The organism is Bradyrhizobium denitrificans (assembly GCF_013179005.1).
Lineage (GTDB): Bacteria > Pseudomonadota > Alphaproteobacteria > Rhizobiales > Xanthobacteraceae > Bradyrhizobium > Bradyrhizobium denitrificans.
This window is the reverse complement of the sequence record NZ_JABFDP010000025.1, coordinates 29,307-46,262: the sequence shown is the minus strand read 5'-3', so window position 1 is coordinate 46,262 and position 16,956 is coordinate 29,307. Positions and strand designations below refer to the sequence as shown.

At 58.0% G+C, this 16,956-nt stretch carries 15 protein-coding genes and 2 pseudogenes; 6 read left to right on the top strand and 11 right to left on the bottom strand.

Translation table 11 applies throughout. The features are described from left to right. Positions 1 to 30: 30 nt before the first annotated feature. The 4 genes from HL671_RS26665 to HL671_RS26650 form a co-directional block, all read right to left on the bottom strand. Positions 31 to 1,869, bottom strand: coding sequence for a PHA/PHB synthase family protein (locus HL671_RS26665; RefSeq protein ID WP_246705964.1), 1,839 nt, complete (start codon positions 1,867 to 1,869; stop codon positions 31 to 33). A 134-nt stretch (positions 1,870 to 2,003) separates the two neighbouring features. After that, complete coding sequence (locus HL671_RS26660; RefSeq protein ID WP_172240269.1) at positions 2,004 to 2,552, bottom strand: NADPH-dependent FMN reductase; 549 nt, start codon at positions 2,550 to 2,552, stop codon at positions 2,004 to 2,006. A 184-nt stretch (positions 2,553 to 2,736) separates the two neighbouring features. After that, positions 2,737 to 3,393 carry a hypothetical protein gene (locus HL671_RS26655; protein ID WP_058756978.1) on the bottom strand — a complete coding sequence of 219 codons (657 nt, stop codon included), beginning with the start codon at positions 3,391 to 3,393 and terminating at the stop codon, positions 2,737 to 2,739. A 181-nt stretch (positions 3,394 to 3,574) separates the two neighbouring features. Further along, positions 3,575 to 4,060 carry a hypothetical protein gene (locus HL671_RS26650; protein WP_172240267.1) on the bottom strand — a complete coding sequence of 162 codons (486 nt, stop codon included), beginning with the start codon at positions 4,058 to 4,060 and terminating at the stop codon, positions 3,575 to 3,577. Between the two features lie 257 nt (positions 4,061 to 4,317). Here HL671_RS26650 and HL671_RS26645 point away from each other — a divergent pair, with 257 nt between their 5' ends. Both HL671_RS26645 and HL671_RS26640 read left to right on the top strand, forming a co-directional pair. Next, positions 4,318 to 4,929, top strand: a complete 612-nt coding sequence (locus tag HL671_RS26645; RefSeq protein WP_172240265.1) for a BON domain-containing protein — start codon at positions 4,318 to 4,320, stop codon at positions 4,927 to 4,929. Between the two features lie 89 nt (positions 4,930 to 5,018). Then, a pseudogene (locus tag HL671_RS26640) lies at positions 5,019 to 5,684 on the top strand (HAD-IC family P-type ATPase); the annotation flags it as partial. Positions 5,685 to 5,925: 241 nt separating this feature from the next. Here the strand turns inward: HL671_RS26640 and HL671_RS26635 are convergent. Further along, positions 5,926 to 6,192 (bottom strand): hypothetical protein, encoded by a 267-nt coding sequence (locus HL671_RS26635; protein ID WP_172240263.1) that lies wholly within the window; start codon positions 6,190 to 6,192, stop codon positions 5,926 to 5,928. Between the two features lie 239 nt (positions 6,193 to 6,431). Here HL671_RS26635 and HL671_RS26630 point away from each other — a divergent pair, with 239 nt between their 5' ends. Next, positions 6,432 to 7,139, top strand: a complete 708-nt coding sequence (locus HL671_RS26630) for a helix-turn-helix domain-containing protein (RefSeq protein ID WP_172240261.1) — start codon at positions 6,432 to 6,434, stop codon at positions 7,137 to 7,139. A gap of 57 nt (positions 7,140 to 7,196) precedes the next feature. On the opposite strand, the gene HL671_RS26625 is transcribed toward HL671_RS26630, so the two are convergent. After that, positions 7,197 to 7,805, bottom strand: a complete 609-nt coding sequence (locus tag HL671_RS26625; protein ID WP_172240259.1) for an adenylate kinase — start codon at positions 7,803 to 7,805, stop codon at positions 7,197 to 7,199. Positions 7,806 to 7,818: 13 nt separating this feature from the next. Here HL671_RS26625 and HL671_RS26620 point away from each other — a divergent pair, with 13 nt between their 5' ends. Beyond that, entirely contained in the window at positions 7,819 to 8,259 is a 441-nt protein-coding gene (locus HL671_RS26620) for a helix-turn-helix domain-containing protein (protein ID WP_109269543.1), read from the top strand. Between the two features lie 268 nt (positions 8,260 to 8,527). Here HL671_RS26620 and HL671_RS26615 read toward each other — a convergent pair whose 3' ends face one another. Further along, the gene (locus HL671_RS26615; RefSeq protein WP_172240257.1) at positions 8,528 to 9,181 is read right to left on the bottom strand and encodes a BON domain-containing protein; all 654 of its coding nucleotides are present in this window, start codon (positions 9,179 to 9,181) and stop codon (positions 8,528 to 8,530) included. 177 nt (positions 9,182 to 9,358) lie between these two features. Here HL671_RS26615 and HL671_RS26610 point away from each other — a divergent pair, with 177 nt between their 5' ends. Continuing rightward, positions 9,359 to 10,129 (top strand): SDR family NAD(P)-dependent oxidoreductase, encoded by a 771-nt coding sequence (locus HL671_RS26610; RefSeq protein WP_172240255.1) that lies wholly within the window; start codon positions 9,359 to 9,361, stop codon positions 10,127 to 10,129. A 483-nt stretch (positions 10,130 to 10,612) separates the two neighbouring features. Next, a complete protein-coding gene (locus HL671_RS26605; RefSeq protein WP_172240253.1) occupies positions 10,613 to 11,071 on the top strand; it encodes a host attachment protein in 459 nt (152 codons plus the stop codon). Between the two features lie 246 nt (positions 11,072 to 11,317). Here HL671_RS26605 and HL671_RS26600 read toward each other — a convergent pair. The 4 genes and pseudogenes from HL671_RS26600 to virB10 all read right to left on the bottom strand — a co-directional run. After that, positions 11,318 to 12,149, bottom strand: a pseudogene (locus tag HL671_RS26600) (ISNCY family transposase); the annotation flags it as partial. Positions 12,150 to 12,441: 292 nt separating this feature from the next. Further along, positions 12,442 to 14,598: a type IV secretory system conjugative DNA transfer family protein gene (locus tag HL671_RS26595; RefSeq protein ID WP_172240251.1), complete on the bottom strand. Its 2,157-nt coding sequence runs from the start codon at positions 14,596 to 14,598 to the stop codon at positions 12,442 to 12,444. Then, positions 14,576 to 15,640, bottom strand: coding sequence for a P-type DNA transfer ATPase VirB11 (virB11, locus tag HL671_RS26590; protein ID WP_210264114.1), 1,065 nt, complete (start codon positions 15,638 to 15,640; stop codon positions 14,576 to 14,578). Before virB11 ends, HL671_RS26595 begins: the two co-directional genes overlap by 23 nt. Beyond that, entirely contained in the window at positions 15,612 to 16,955 is a 1,344-nt protein-coding gene (virB10, locus tag HL671_RS26585; protein ID WP_172240247.1) for a type IV secretion system protein VirB10, read from the bottom strand. Before virB10 ends, virB11 begins: the two co-directional genes overlap by 29 nt. Position 16,956: the final 1 nt, after the last annotated feature.

The window sequence follows — 16,956 nt, the reverse complement described above, 5'->3', positions numbered from 1 at the left end:
TCACGTTGTGGCGTTGTGGCAACAGTCGATCTAGCGTTCAAGTACATAGGTGCCGGGCGCATCGGCAATTGGCGCAAGGCCGGTTGCCGGGTTCCCGAGTGGAGGCGGCGCGATCCGCCCGGTCGAGTGACGAGCCAGCCAGGACTGCCACACAGGCCACCAGCTCCCTTCAAAGCGCGGTGCGGTAGTCCGCCATGTCTCAGGATCAGTATCGCGGTCGGCTGAATTCTTTGTCGCCATCTGGAAACTGCGATTCTTATGGCCAGGTTCACTGACGATACCGGCATTGTGTCCGCCTGTCGTAAGCACAAACGTAACATCCGTATCGGTCAAATGGTGGAGTTTAAACACAGACCTCCAAGGTGCGACATGATCTTTTTCCGTTCCGACTGCGAAAATCGGAACGAGAATGTCCGTCAGGAAGATCGTCCGACCGCCAACTTTATAGCGGCCGCTGACGAGATCATTATCCAGATAAAGATGGCGGAGATACTCAGAATGCATGCGATAAGGCAGTCGGGTCGCGTCGGCGTTCCATGCCATTAGGTCGTTCATCGGCGGCCTTACGCCCAATAGATAGCTCCGCAGCGCCCGCGACCAGATCAAATCGTTCGATCGGAGCAGATGGAACGCACCGGCCATCTGATGCGTGTCGAGATAGCCTTGCTCCCATGTTATGCCCTCAAGAAACGCAACTTCGCTCTCGCTGATGAACAATCCTAGCTCGCCAGGATCTGTGAAATCGACCAGCGTTGCCAGCAATGTGATGCTTGCGAGCTGATTGATCCCGCTTCGCGTCATCGCGGCCGCAGCGATCGCCAATAATGTTCCGCCAAGGCAATAGCCGACCGCGTGCGTTTTGCGATGATCGCAGATTTCGTCGATCGCCCTGAGTGCGGCGACTATGCCAAGTTCGCGATAGTCGTCCATACCAAGATCGCGATCCGATCCGGCCGGATTTTTCCATGAGATCATAAAAACCGTGTGCCCGCGCTCGACCAAATATCGAACAAGGGAATTGTGCGGGGAAAGATCGAGGATATAGTATTTCATGATCCATGCCGGAACGATGAGTACGGGTTCGGCATAGACATCATCTGTAGTCGGCGAATATTGAATGAGCTCAATCAGACGATTGCGATAGACTACTTTGCCCGGCGTAACGGCGACGTTCACGCCAACTTTGAATTGCTCCGCTCCGACTGGAGGCCTGCCGTCGACCAGACGCAACCAATCCTCATGGAAATGCTGGATCCCCCTGAACAGATTCAATCCGCCCTGCTGAATTGTAGCAGTGCTGACCTCCGGATTGAGCCATGGAATATTTGAAGGCGATACAACGTCGAGGAGCTGGCGAGTGACGAATTCGACAACCCGCTCGTGATGTTTATCGACTCCGTCGACACCTGTGGTGGCATTGTGCCACCATTGCTGGTGCAACAAGAAGTTCTGATAAATCAATTTGTGCGGCCACTGTTGCCATTCCTCGGCAACGAAGCGGTCGTCCTGCGGAAGGGGATCGATACAGGGCGAAGGGTTGGATGCACTGACACATTGCATCCAATACATCCCGATTCGGCCCGCCTTCCGCCATGCCTTCTCGACAAGCTGTGCCTGTTTCCCCGGCGACATCCAAAGATGCCCGAACCAATCAAAGTAGGCTTCCGATAACCCAACCGGACTTATGCCGGCGGTAAGCCGCCCAATACGAGATCTAAAGACACGGTCGATACTGCGCCAAGCGACGTCGAATGTTCGATCCATGTCTTGGCTTGCATCCGCAGGCCGTGTTTGCACATCGGTCTGGACAGGCTTTGTTGTCACCCGAGCGCCACCCTCAAGCGAAGGCGTTTTACTCGTGTCGTTCATGGCTAGCGCTCCAACAATCGTCAGGTCCCGATTATCAAGGATGGCCACAGCGACACGTCACTCATTGGGACGATCCGGAGCGAGGCAATATTGATAGATGCAAACAGCGTCGTTCTGTCTATTTGATCGTACTTTCAACTGTATTTCGAAATCCATTCCGCGTAACACTTCACGAAGTTCTGAAGGAGGCTTTTCGTTGATTCGTTGGTGATGTTGCCGTCCTCATCGACCAAGCCCTGGGAGAAATGAATATACACTTCCGGCTGTCCGAGCGTCGGGACGTCAAGATAACCAAGCACACTGCGTAGATGGGCTTGAGCGACTGCGGTGCCGATCGCTCCGATCGATGCACCCGCAATGCCGGCAGGCTTGCCAGCCCACAGATTCTTTCCGTATGGCCGCGATACCCAATCCAGAACATTCTTAAGCGCGGTCGGAAGCGAGCGATTGTGCTCGGGCGTCACGAACAGAAGGGCTTTTGCTGCGGCGATTTGCGATTTTGTGCGCGATACCGCTTCGGGCGGCGATTGATCGAGATCCTGATTGTATACCGGTAGGTCATCGATTCGGATGAAGTCGCAATCGAAGTCGTTTGGTGCGAGCTTCACCAAAGCCTTGGCGAGCTTCAGATTGATTGACTCCTTGCGGATGCTTCCAACAATGATTGCAACTGTGCGAGCCATGAAAGCGATCCTAGTCGTAGTTTCAAGTCAATTGCCCCGGCTTATGTACCCAGTGGTCAATTCTCCTAAAGCCCGTCTACTCTTGGTCAAATAGAACCATACAGCTCGGAGCAAGCATTGAATTGACGACAGTCAATGTTTCTCGTCAAAGATTCTGTTGTGAGGTCGCACATTGCCCAGCCAATCAAGTGCCGCTTCTGTCATCGCCGAGCCACGGGTCAGGATTGATGGAAGATAGCGGAACGTCGGCCAAGGTCTTCTTGAGCTCCACCTCGTGAACGTGAACGTGTTCCGCGCCGCACCGGCGCATGATTTCCTGCGCCTTGTGTTCTGCTTCTGGGTCGCGAACGCGCACCAATACGACTAGACCGCTCATCCGCAACTCGTCCTCCAAGTCAATACTCTCCCCAGTACTGACAAGGCGATTTTTGATGATCTTGGCCAGGCCGGCCGCGGTAGCACCGCCGGCAAGCGCCGCAGCAGCTGCGGCAGCCAAAGCTCCACCTGATGCCACGATTGGGAGCGCGGCTCCCACGGTGCCAATCGTTATCAGGGTTCCGAACACCAAGGCGGTCGCAGTGGTTTCATCATCCGGTTTGATCAACTCACGTCGGGGGGCATCGGGATGCTCTGCCGCTACGATCGGCGCCGAATAGTATGCTCCCAGAGCGCGCATGACCGTCATTGGGCTCGCCATAAGGTCGATATCGCCTCGGTCGAATCCGGATCGAGTCAGATCGTCGACGAGCCGATCGAGGGCCTCGCGACTCTTGAGCGTCCCCACAACTTCTCGAACGCGGATGGTATCGAGGACTTCATTCGCGGAACGACTATCGGTCATAAGTTCTCGCCCTGGTTATGCTGAACGGCACGATTGCCCATCTCTGCCTGCCGAGTTTCCCGCAGCAAGGATGTTTGGATCGGCGCATATGCCGCCATGACAACGGTCAATATTGAGCCGCCGCAGCCAAAAAGCAGCGACAAATTGTCAGCGACGTGAACTGAGCCGAGGTTCGTGGCGCTCAATGCAACCGAGCGCGCTGATCGGAACATTGCAAGACGAGCGCCCTGTACATCAAGGCAAAACCCTGCATCGCAAGCAGATACTGGCGCAACCGTGTCGCGAAATTGTGGGCCATTTGAAGCAGCTCCGGATTGCTGCGTTCAAATTCCGCAATCGCTTCCATCGTGAACGTTTCAGTGCGTTGCGTGTCAATTTCCTGCACCAGCCGCGCGCGCGTTTCCTCGCTGACAGCGGGAAGCGGTGATAGATTGCCTGACGTCGGCAACCTCGGGACGAGCAGACGGAAGAATATCGCAAATCCCAACATGACCTTCTGTGAATCTCCGATGTCTGCAGCGCACCGCGTCGCCATATCCAAAAGTTCCGGATTGTGCTGTTTTAAATGCGCCACGACTTCTGCCGTACAGACATCAGGCCCGCGTGTGTCGAACTCGCGGGCAATTAACTCTCGAGTTTCTTCGGTGACACGCGGAAGCATACTCATCCCGAATCGAGCTCGTCTCCAGTCTCCATTTCGCTAGCGCAGGCACTCGCTGTCTGCAATGCACGTCGTCGCGTTTTCGACAGCGCGAACATTGCGCATCCATCGTGGAATGAAGACAAGTAAATCATTCCCAATCCGGCGAAAAATTGACAATTGTCAGGGCTGATCCCAGACCTTTGACTATTCACGGAGGCGCCAAACTGGGGCTTCCAGTGTCGGCAAAGGCAAGTGTTCCAGGTTGGCGAAAATAAGCGGAGGTGTTGGTATTGCGGTCAGATCCTGACATCGAACGAGAGCTGAAACGACGCATTCAGTCCGATCCCGATACGAATAACGCCGACATTGCAACAACCGTCAAAGACCAGATCGTCACACTGACGGGCTTTGTGCGCAGCTTTCGTCAAAAACGGAAAGTGGAACTGTTGGCCAAAAGCATCGCGGGCATAAATGGCCTTGTCAATGACATCCAGGTGCGCTTGCCATTGTTGCAGCGTCGGCCCGATCCAGAAATTGCTCGGGACGCACTGGAAGCGATTAACCGGCGCTTGCCGTACTCGGGGGACCGGATACGCCTCGTGGTTGAGGACGGACTGATATGCTTGGAAGGTCAAGTGGAATGGGCCTACCAGAGCGAGGCCGCCGAGGAACTTTCGGAAGCGGTACGTGGCGCCAGTGGCGTGGTCAACAAGCTAGACGCTCAGTCCTACGTTCAGTCCGGCGAGATCAGGCAGAAGGTCAGCCAAGCGCTCCTGGAGGCGGCGGCCTTCGACGCAAATAGCCAATCGAGTAACTCCGATCACGACGAATTTGTTTTGCTTGGAGCGGTTCGCTTTTGGGCAGCGAGGGGCGCCCCCCGCCCATCAAGGTGAGCAGCAACCAATTCAATAATGCGCCGTCGCAGTTCGATGAACGCGCTACAACGAAACACTTATGTGAATGACCGCACGGCGCTCATGGCCTCACATTTCGGGACGTCGAACGAGATCTGGTCCTGATCGGTTTGGCCGGACTGATTGACCCGCCACGTGAGCAGGCCATTACCGCTGTCGCAGAGTGCTTAACCGCCTGTATTCGGGTCAAAATGATCACCGGAGACCATGCTGCGACCGCTACAGCCGTTGCGCGCCAACTCGGTCTGGAGCGGCCAATGCAGTCTTCACTGGGGATCGGCTGGATTCCCTGGATGATGAGGCATTCCGTCTGGCGATCAAAGAGACGACTGTTTTCGCGCGCACGACCCCCGAACACAAATTGCGCTTGGTGGAGGCACTTCAGGCGGACGGCGCAATCGTTGCCATGACGGGAGATGGCGTCAATGATGCCCCGGCGCTCAGGCGGGCGGATGTCGGGATTGCCATGGGCCGCAAGGGCATCGAGGTAGCGAAGGAGGCTGCCGAGGTAGTGCTGGCCAATGATAATTTCGCCACGATCATCGCCGCAGTCCGCGAGGGACGCACGGGTCATGACAACTTGACGAAAAGTAATCGGCTGGACTTTGCCGACGAACGCCGGTGAAGCAATGACGGTCATCGTGGCGATCCTGACTGGTTTGACGCTACCGCTAACTCCCGTCCAAATTCTGTGGATCAACATGGTCACCGCGGTCGGACGCGGACTGACGATCTTTGCAGCACGCGTGATCTCCGTTGCGGATGATTGTTCATCATAGCACCGCGCGTGGCGTTTCTGAGGTTGAGAAATTCATTATGCGCAGATTGGATCTGCAGTTAGAAAATGGGGGAACGGCAGCATAGCGCGGCGCATTGTGCACGGCATCGGATTATCTTCGCCGCGCAGTCCCTTTGAATGTGACGCAGAAGCGGTCGATTGACGGCCGTCATTGAGATTTTCGTTTCCCGGCAAATTCAAGGGTGTCCTTTCGGATCGTGCACTACGAGCAAGTCCTCGAGCTGCAGCACTTCGCGCAAGGCACCGATTGCCTCGACTGCATCTTCAGCGCTGGCGGCCGATAAAAGGCGGCGGTGCAAATCCCTCCAAGCCGGCGGCCGCCCGCGGCGAAGTTCCTCTTCGACGAAGGCCTTGGCCTGAGAAAGCGTCGCCAGTCGCCGCGGCTTCGGCGTGTCTTTGACGATGATGACCGGTTTGATTTGCAGTTCAATCATGGGGGACATGCTCTATCCTCCGCGGTGACGGTCGATGCGCGGGCGGAGTCGTTTCAGGTAATTGTGCCATCAGCAACTTTTCGCAGTGTAAAATCAAAATGTTTGGGAGCGATCTTGATCTTGCGAAGCCGCACGCCGGCAAGGTTTTTCCCACTTGCGCCAGCAAGGCAACTACGTTGACATAGATAATAATGAGAGTAGCATAAAGCCAGAAACTCTGCCAAGTTGAAGTCCATAGGGAGTTCATCATGGTCATGCGTGCGGCAACACACGATCCGGCCTTCGATCGTGGTAAGTTCCATTCTCGACTTACAAAATGGCGAACGGTCGTAGCAGCTTCGAAGGGCCAACCGATTTGCGAACCGGGCCGATTGGCAGACTACTGGTGGCATATCGAATCCGGCGCGGTCAGGCAGGCCCGTCTGCAAAGCAATGGCTTGCGATGCATACACGAATTCTTTCTCCCGAATGAGTGGTTCGTTTGCGACAACGCAGGCGAAGACACGGTTGCCGAAGCCATCTGCGACGGAACTATACTCGGTCGGTACAATCGCGCCGATCTTGAGGGTCTTTCCGAGGAGGACTCCTCGATTGCGCAAACGTTACGCAAGGCTCGGCTTCGACTTACCGCCAGAGCGGAGGAGCACATTTTCAATCTCTGGCATCAGCGTTCTGTCGACAAGGTGCGGGTCTTTCTCGATCAGATGAGCGCGCGTATCCCGTTGGGAGCCGACGGATTTGTATCGTTACCGATGTCGCGTTACGACATCGCCGATTATCTTGGTCTATCCGTCGAAACAGTCAGTCGGGCGCTAGGTGACCTGCAAGCCCGCCATATTGTGGAGTTCGATGGCGTTCGGCGACTGCGCACTCTCCGGATGCTGCCCCCCCCCCCCCCCGGGAAAATTGGTGCAAAGTGTGGTCAGAGGGTAAAGTTCCTTTCGGCAGCAGCATGATTGATGCATCACGATAAGCTTATCTTGCGCCGATCACTGAGGGCAGGACATTAAGCGTCAGAGTCGAGACCCCTTCTGGGTGGGAAGGTACGCGAGAGCTCGGTCAATCTCTTGTTCGGCCTCGGCAATCGAAAGCATGCCGTTTACGGACTTCAAAAGGCCTTGTCCCCGATAATAATCGAGAAGCGGAGCTGTCTGTCTATGGTAGGTATCGATCCGCGACCGCAGCACCTCGGCATTGTCATCGACCCGACGCAACTCTCCTCGGCTCCCAGTGTTTTCGTTCCGCGCGGCAATCCGATCAATCAGTAACCGGTCATCCGCCTTCAGCTCAATCACCGCGTCGAGATCGGGGCCTCGTTCCTTGAGCCAACGGCCGAGCGCCTCAGCCTGCGGTATCGTCCGCGGGAAACCATCAAGAATGAATCCTTTCGCGGCATCGGGACCGTCAAGTTGCTTCAAGACGATAGGTTTCACGACGTCGTCCGATACAAGATCGCCGCGCGCCATGGCATCCTTAATTAGCGGTCCGACCGACTTGTCCGATGCGACCGCTGCCCGCAGTAGATCGCCGACCGAGAGGTGTACGGTACCGTACTTTTCAGCCACGCGCCGCGCCTGTGTGCTTTTGCCCGCGCCCGGCGGCCCCAAGATGACAAGCCGCATCGGCTGACCTCCTTTGCATCTTGCCGCGGATACTGATGCCCGCGCAGACCTCGTCATAGAGGCAATCGGCGATGGCGCAATCCTAGGACGCTACGACCGCGAAGATATCGAGGGCCCCGCACAAAAAGACGGCGCCATGGCTGAAATGGTTCGGGATGCGACTGTCCGTGCGGCATTTCACATGGATAACCACATCGATAATCGTTGGAATCAGCGTTCAATCGACAAAGTGCTTCCATTTCTCACTCAAATGCAGACACGTTTGCGGCAAGCGCCAGATAATTTCTTTTCGTTGCCAATGAGCCGTCATGACATGGCAGACCACCTTGGGCGTTCCATCGAAACAGTCAGTCGCGCACTGACGGAATTGAAAGAGCGCGGCATCATTGAATTTGACGGGACTCGCCAAGTGAAACTCACTCAGCCGATCGATCGTGGCCCTCGGAGGCCCTAGTGCCCGCAGCGCCCCGCAGGCTTCGCTTGTTCTTTCATGAGCGTGCCAATCATAGGCGAACCGCCTCAGTCCTGAATGCTTGGTCTGCGGTCTTTTGAACTGAAGCAAGAACTAAATACGCCACGATTGCCAAGGCGACCGCAGCGGCGACCGCGCATAGAAATGCGCGCATTCGAGTTCTCCGTCGAATAAAGGCCAGTCATCTCGTCAGGCACACGTGGAGGAGGGCGGCAGTGCGACCAGCCGCGCGTACTCCTGGGCCGTCAACCTACGGGCTGACAACGATGCGGTTGTCAACCTTGGTAACACCAGGCGCAGCCCACGCTTGCCTCCCCGCTTCCTCTCGCTCCGCCCACGACCGAACGGTGCCTTTGAGGATCACCTCGCCACCCTTGGCTTCCACGGTGATCCGGTTCGCGTCGATCTCGGCAGAGCGCGTGAACGCGTCTTCGATCTTACGTTTGATTTCCGACGGCTCCACGCGCGGCTTGATGACGATCGAATTGATCACGCCACGGACACCCTTGAGCCGGCGCACGGCCGATTCCGCGATACTTTTCTGATAGTACCACTCGACATTTCCTTCGAGAGTAATCCAGCCGTTCTTGACGACCACGCGGGTATTTTCGGACGAAAGCGGTAGCTGGCTCTTGAGCGCGGAAACGGCATCACGAGCGATATCCGGGTCGGGACGTTCGTCGACGTTCGGGAGGCGCACCTCCAGATCGTTGGCGATGCCGCGGACGCCAGACACGCGCTTGGCTGCCATTTCTGCTTCGTACTTGTCGCTCCAGCTTTTGACGAATCCAGCCAGCGTTACGACCCCCTGTTTGACCGAGACCGCGATATCGGTCGCGTCAAGGTCCGGGTTCCATTGCAGCTCGTCCTTCACGTCACGTTCAATTTCATTGTCCGTACGCATTGTCATCTCCAAAGCTTCAGCTCGGTTGCTGATCCCTATCTCGATTTCCGAAAAGCGGGGCTTTCGCAGATCAGAATTGTTCAGGTCGCGGCTTGTTGCGCATTGACCGCCGTCAATTTCCTAGCTGGATGCATCTTCTATGGTGACTTCAATAATTGGAACCGGTGAGTCCCCATTTTGGACATCCGCGGCAAGACGATTGTCATCACCGGAGCTGGTCAAGGCATCGACCGAGAATTGGCAAAGACCCTGGCTCAGTGCAAAGCAAACCTTGCGATCATCAATCGCGACGCTTCCATGCTCGAGGAGACACTGCGGCAATGTGCTGGCTTGGCTGGCTTGGACGGCATGAACAAATTCTTCACGCTCGACGTTACCGACGAGCCGGCGGTTGAAAATGCGTTCCGCAAAATCCGTCTTGAATTTGGCTCCATCGACGGATTGATCAACAACGCCGGCGTGGTGAGCGATGCGCTTCTGGTCAAGGCCGTCGACCACAAGGTGCAGCGGAAAATGTCGCTTTCAGAGTTCAAGAAGGTGATCGCCGTCGATCTGATTGGCGTGTTCCTGTGCGGGCGCGAAGCAGCCCTTCATATGATCGAGGGGCAACGCGGCGGGCTGATCATTAACGTTTCAAGCATCTCTCGCTACGGCAATGTCGGACAAACAAAATACTCAGCCGCCAAGGCGGGCGTGGCAGCTATGACCGTGACGTGGGCCAAGGAGCTTGCACGCTATAACATTCGCGTCGCTGGTATCGCGCCGGGTTTTGTCGATACAACAATGGTGGCCGAGATCCCATCAAGAATTCGAGAAAAAATTGTTTCGGGAATACCGATGCGACGGCTGGCGACTCCTGCGGAAATAAGTCATGCAGCGGCGTTTATCTTGCAAAATGACTACTACAACGGCCGCGTCCTTGAGGTCGATGGCGGGCTACGCTTATGATCCGGTTGAGGTGGTGCAATGACCTTATTGACAACTGTCAAGGCGAACCCTTGCACCATTTCAGAATGTTCTGCTGAACAGCCACGGAGAAGCCTCAATGCCGACGCAAGCTGAAATAGAGGCCGCAGCCCGCGTGCTCTGTCGGACGGTCTATTTTCAGATTCCCGCAACCGAAAGAAATTGTAGCGCCGATCAATGGCCGGACGAGGACGTTGTCGATCACAAGCAGCCTCACCGTACTACACCCTATAAGCGTTGGGAGACGTTTGTTCACGAGGCGCGGCTTGCGCTTGAAGCTGCAGAAAGCGTGAAAGGGACATAATTCAATGTCCTCCTGAAGCCAGTCGCTTCCGATGAAGATGCGCGAGGGATAGCACTGACATACCGAGCCGTTCGTAGCAACAACCAGTCTGAAAGAATGAGTCAGCAATAGGCTCTTTCGCAGATAGTGACCGGAAGTGTTTGTCCTTTGAGAGACGCCCGATGACGAAGCTAAAAATCCCGCATGGCGCCTTTGTCTTCGTTGGCGACGGCCGTAAAGCTCTATTTTTGCGGAATGACGGCGACGAACAATATCTGGACTTGAAGACTGAGCGCGTATTTGTCGACGACAATCCCCCAGCACATGAGCAGGGCAGAGATCGACCTGGGCGCGTTTTCAAGCGTGCTCGAACGAATTTGCGCAGCGCTGTGGCACAGACCGACTGGCACGAACTAGAGGAGCATCGCTTTGCCAAACGAGTAGCGACGGCCATGGAAGACCTGGCACGCGACCGTAACGCAAGAGCGCTGGTGGTTGTTGCGCCAGCACGAACGTTGGCAGACGTGCGCGAGGCGCTCCATCCTGACATTAAAAAACGCATCATCGCCGAAATCGGAAAGGATCTGACCAAATATCCCATCTATGAGATCGAGAAACACTTGCACCATTTTGTTGACTGAAGTCCAATGCTTGGGTCTGCGTCTTGCGGTATTTCATAAAGTGGCCTTCTGAGGCCTATGAGCTAACGTGACCGTGCGTGTGTGTCGATTGGCTGATGCCGTCCGGGTAGCCAACGGCATCAAAGGATTGGAGTTGACCGCATTAGAGCCGACACGCGCAGGCTGTGACATGACCCTGATATACTCCCGTGCGGACGGTGCCCGAGCCGGCTGTGCGGTTGGACGTCGTTGTGTCGGCTGGCAAACTCTGAACGCAGCCGAAGCGACAAGCCGGTCCTGCAGGGTCTGATTGGCGCGCTCGACGCGCCCCTTGACCTGTGGCGTATTGGCGCAAATGATGTCGATGTTGAGCTCATAGAGCGCGCGGCCAAACTGCGCCAGGCCGCTGGTGGGGGTCCTGCTCAGAACCGTGGGTCGTTCGGAAGATGCCGTGCTTGTCGCTATAGAAAGCCAACGGCTTGCCCCATTCCCGCAGATACGCCCTGGCCGGATGGAAGTAGTCGAACGTGTTCTCGGAGCCGGCAAAGCGCAAATGAAGCAGCTTGCCGGTCGCATCGTCGATGAAGACGATGCAGGGCGCATTTGGCGCCACGGTTCTCGAACCACCAATGGTGCGAGCCGTCGATCTGCACCATCTCACCCAAGCAGTCGCGCTGCCCGCGCGGCTGATGCAGCCGCCGCTTCCGCTCACGGCGTGACGTCCAGATTCCAGCTTCCGTCATCCATTTGCGCAGCGTCTCCTTACTGACTACTGACCGCGAGCTGACGAGCTGATGCCGTTCGATCAGTTTCTCGCGGGCAAGCGTCGGTCCGAAGTCGACGTAGTGTTCGCGGATTAGCTCCAGCGCAAAGTCGCGAACGCCATCGACGATGCGGTTGTTGGAATGTCGGCCGCGCGCCTTGTGCCGGAGAGCCGCAGCGCCATCCGGCTGGAACGTCTTCAAGAGTCGCTGGACCTGACGAACTAAAACGTCGAGCAGGCGTGCCGCCGCAAGCTTGTCATTCGCCGCTCGACACTCTTCGACAAAACCTCGATACGTCGCAGCTCGCGTTCGCTCATCAAAACCACAATCTGCAATCTCCCGCGCTCTCAAACGCGGACAGATTGGCAACGCAGGAGCGACATTCCTACTTTGCCAGATCCGGACATTTTAACTGAGCTGCTACAAAGCTGAGTCGCAGAATCTAGCTTAGGGAACATAAGCTGCTGAATATAGAAAATAATATTGTCAAATGATAGCACTGTTTCAGATTATTGGACTAGGCCACACGTGGCTATTTGGCTTCGACATCTTGCAGGTGCTGGTCTCAACGTTGAGTTCTAGCGGTGTCGGCAATCGTCGGATCACAGCGGGTGCAAAAGCGCGACGTTATGTTTCTTCGTCCTCTCCGAACGACTCGTGCAAAGACGTAAGCGTCTCTATCACTTTGTGAACCTTGGCATTCGGCGCGGCGCGCAACACGCTCATCATTGCCGCGAAGCTTTCATGCTGTCCTGCAGTGGCGGAGGACAGAATATCGCGCACGTCGCAGTTCTCTCCCGGAGGGGCAGCAGGCACCGCGCCCAGCGATAACGTCTTGCGCGGTTGTGTTTGTGGAGGAGCCGATCGCGAGACCAGTGTTAGAGGCGCAGGCTCCGGTGGCGGAGACGCAGACGCCTTCGCTTTGGTCGTCGCGACCTTTGCCCGCCGAGGGGAAGGCGCCCTGCGCGCCGGCGCGCTCCCCGCTGCCGGGGTGATGATGGGCGGCGGGGCTTCGGGCGCTGCCTGCGGCGCCTCCGGCGCCGGATTGATGGCTCCCCGCAGTGCCTCATCCTGCCAGGCCCGCAACTTTGGCAGAGGCGGTGGTGCCGCCTTGGCGCGCTCGTAAAAGGAACGGTAGGGTTTGTCGAGGTAGTGACGGATCTTCGTAAGTTCGAACGATGGCGAGTTCTTCACCATCAGGATCGACAGCCGCGACGACATTTCCCTGAGTTCGAGCGGGCTGCGCAGCGGGCGCGGCGTGTAATGGGGCGCCCAGACGCGCGGCGCGAAGATGCCTTGGTCCGGACGCTGAATGGGGGTTTTGTAGACTTGCGTCGTCTCGCCCAGCATCTCGGACACGAATTCCGATGTCTCGAGATCGTTGATCTGGATGAACAGCTTGATCTGTGAGCCCGAGACCGTCGTGATGCGGGTATGGCGACCATAGAGCTCGTCGAGCTGGGCGATGTCCTGCATGACGATCGCCATCCGGAACCCGTAACCGGCGCTGATCGTGATTTTCGAGATCAGCGAGTCCATCCGGCCGACGTGGAAGAATTCATCCAGCATTAACAGGACCTGGTGCGGTTCGTCCGGCCCCGGGATTTTCTCCATCAAGAGGTCATGGATCTGCTGAAACAGGATGCGAATGAGCGGCCGGAAGATCGAGAGCTCCGCGATGGTGCAGCCGATGAAGATTGTCATCGGCTGCCGGCGCAGCTCGCGAATGTCGAAGTCGGATGTCTCTGTCGCGGCCGAGATCAGTCCGTTGTTCCACAGGCTCATCGCCATATTGACGTTGAAGACGGCGCTGTTTCGGGTCTCCGGCTCGAGCGCGATGTACTGGTTGAAGCTGTCGATCACCCAGGTCGGCAGATGATCGCGCTCTGTCTTGACGATCGCGCGCAGCACCGTGGAGATATCTTTGCCCGTCGTGGTCATTCGCGCCACTGTGCGCATGTGTTGCGCCGTGGTGGTCAGGGGCGACGCCAGCACATAACCGATCAGGGCTGAGAGCAGCAGCCGCCCGGCGCCGGCCCAGGTGTCGTCGGCCTTCTCCGGAATGACGAAGGATGCGACGACCAAGCAGTCGGTCGCCATCCGCTCGTCGCGGCGCACGAAATCAAGCGGATTGTATCGATGGGTATCGCTCGACCCCGGTGAAAACATGAACACCTTGTTGCCCATCGTCGTGCGATGGTTCGCCAACGCATCGAAGTTCTCCCGCTTTGGATCGAAGAACACCGCCGAACCTTGCCAGAGATAACCGTTCGGCAGGACGAAGCCGGTCCCCTTGCCGGATCGCGACGGGCCGACCACGAGGATGTGGGCCGGTTCGTCGGAGCGAATCGTAGAGCCGTTCAGCGTGCCCAGAATGATCCCCTGCTTGGCGATCAGTCCTTGCTTGGCCGCTCCCATGATCGTGCCGAACCGGGCCGCCCCATAGGGCATCTGGCGGCGATTGACGAAGCCGAAGATCAATCCGCCGATACCCAACGCTAGGACGGTGGCCACGCCGTAGCCGGCGCGGATCAGGGCTTCGACGCGTGTCGGCGGATAGATCAACCGTTCGTAGAAGTGACGCCAGGCGATCAGGAAAAACTCCGCCGAGCGGTCCGCGTTCTGCTGCCGAAACAGGGCCCACCGGCTGGCGCCCTCACCCGGAAAGCGTCCAGGCGCCCAACGCAGCGCCACGGCAATTTCGTAGGCCAGGCTCCAAAGCAGACAGAACGCCAGCAGCAGAAGGATGGCAATTGCGACTCTATAGGCGACGACGCGGGCCATGCCGTCCCCTTCCTGCCCCAAGCTCCGCTGCTTCGCGCTCCTGCCGCCATTCGGCCATGCGCGAGAAATGGACCGCCGAGGTCCCCCGCCAGCCCCCGATCTTGGTCTGCTGGATTACGATCGGCAGCACCGAGCGAATGTAGGCGACGATCTCCTCGCGCTTCAGCCCGAGGCCGGCCTGCATCACCATCAGCGCCAGTTGCTCGAACGCCCCGGACGGACTGTCGGCATGGACGGTCGTGATGCTTCCGGGATGCCCGGTATTGATCGCTCGGAGGAAAGAGTAGGCCTCTGCGCCGCGAATCTCACCGAGGAAGATGCGGTCTGGCCGCAGCCGCAGCGAGGCCTGCAAGAGCATTTCGACGGTCACGCGCGCCTCGCCCTGGTCCCCCTTCGACGCCACAAGCGGCAGGTAATTCTTCTGGATCGGATTGACCTCGCGCGTGTCCTCGATCGTGAGGATGCGCTCGTCCTCCGGCACCTCCTTGAGAATCGCGTTCAGGAACGTCGTTTTGCCCGAGCTCGTTCCGCCCGACAGCAGGATCGAATAGCGGCTGATCACGGCCAGGCGGATAAAGTCCTCGATGCGGCCCGCCTCGAGATGCTCGCAAAGCTGACGGTCGGTCGCGGTCAAAGCCCCCTCCCCGGCCGTCTCGACCTTCTTGAACGACCCGAGGCGGCGGTAGTCGTCGAGGCGCATCTCCTTGATGACCTGCTTGCGGATGGCAAAGGCTCCGCCGGCAGTTGTCGCTGGCGGCATCACACCCTGGAATCGCTCGCCCGACGGCAGCGCGGCCGAAAGCAGCGGATGCTCCTCGTTCACGCTCTGGCCGGAGTGGCCGGCGACGCGCTCGGCAAGATGGCGGATTGCATGCTCGGTCAGGCTCGGCACCTCATGGCGTTCCATCGCGGATTGACCGAAGCGTTCGATCCAGACCTCGCCCGGTCCGTTCGCGCAGATCTCGACGGTCTGATCGTCCGCGAGCCACTCGCGAATCGGATCGAGCGCCCGATCAATGAAGACGGTCAGGTTTCGTGACAGCGCGCTCACGCTTCAACTCCGTCAGAGCTTCCTTGACCGGATCTGGATAAAAGGAAGAGAAGTCCAAGTCGCGCCGAACGAAGACGATGATCCGGCTGCCCTGGTCGAGATAGATCGTCGGCGGGATGTTGATGGAATTGCGAAGCGCTTCCTGCGCGATATTGGTCAAGGTCTGTGAAACGTTCTGAGCCGCGATCTGGCGCGCCTGCAGGCTGAGCTGATTCTGGTTCACACCTGTCTGGGTCTGCGTGACGATGCCGGTGACCGGATCCGTCGTCGTGATGACGGTTCCGTTGCCATAGCCGTTGGTATTCTGGCCATAGGCGCTGAGGAATTGCGCGGCGCCGCCAACGATCGACAACATGATCGCAGCGCCGAACCGTTCAACGTAGTGATTGTCGACGAAGCCGGCATTCCCGGCCCGGCCGAGATCGTCGGCGCCGTTCGAGCCGAGTTGCACGGAGACGCCATCCGACCGCAACAGCCTCGTCCAGACGACGAAGACCCGCGTCTGTCCTTGCGCGATTCCCGATTTATATTCGCCGATGAGACGGCTGCCCGCCGGAATCAGCACGCGTCGTCCGTCGAACGACCAGACATTCTCGGTGACGGTCGCGCGCACCATTCCAGGCAAGTCGCTCTGAACGGCAGTCTCGAGTACGCCCCGGATAAATGTTCCCTGTGCGACCAGCGCGTCGATCCGGTTATTTTTCGTGGCGCGCGAGACGTCGACGCCTGCGGCCGAGACGGATGCCAGGAAACGCCGGTTGGGATCATCGTCAGGCGCGCCAGCGGCTTGATTAGTATCGTTAGGATTCGCGGCGGCCGCAGTGGCACTCGCGTTGTCGGCGATCACTTGCGGAGCACGCAGACGCTCCCATTTTCGGCGCTCCTCCTCCTGTCGCAGACGCTCGAGTTCTGCAAGCCGCCGCGCCTCGTCGTCGTTCGGTGGCACCATGGTGAGCGGTGGCGCGGGCGCCGCCGGCGGCTGCAAGGTCACGGGGGGAGCTGGCGGCGGCGGCGCTGGCTCAGGCGGGGCCTGCGGGATCACGATCGTGCCCTGATTGGTCTGCGGACGCGGGGTCGACAGCGACGGCGCGGGAAATTGGGTGGTTGTGAACTCCTCCTTGTCGGGCGTCGTCATGGTCGGAGTGCGCCGCTGCGTCGAACTGTAGATCATCCAGGTGGCTACCATCACCGCGCCGAGCGGCACGCCGAATTTCAAAAAACGACCGAGTGCCGTGCGCCCGCGTGCGACGGAGGTCGCCGCGGCGGCTTCCATTTCGAACGAGCGATAGTCCTCCGGTGTCGGCATG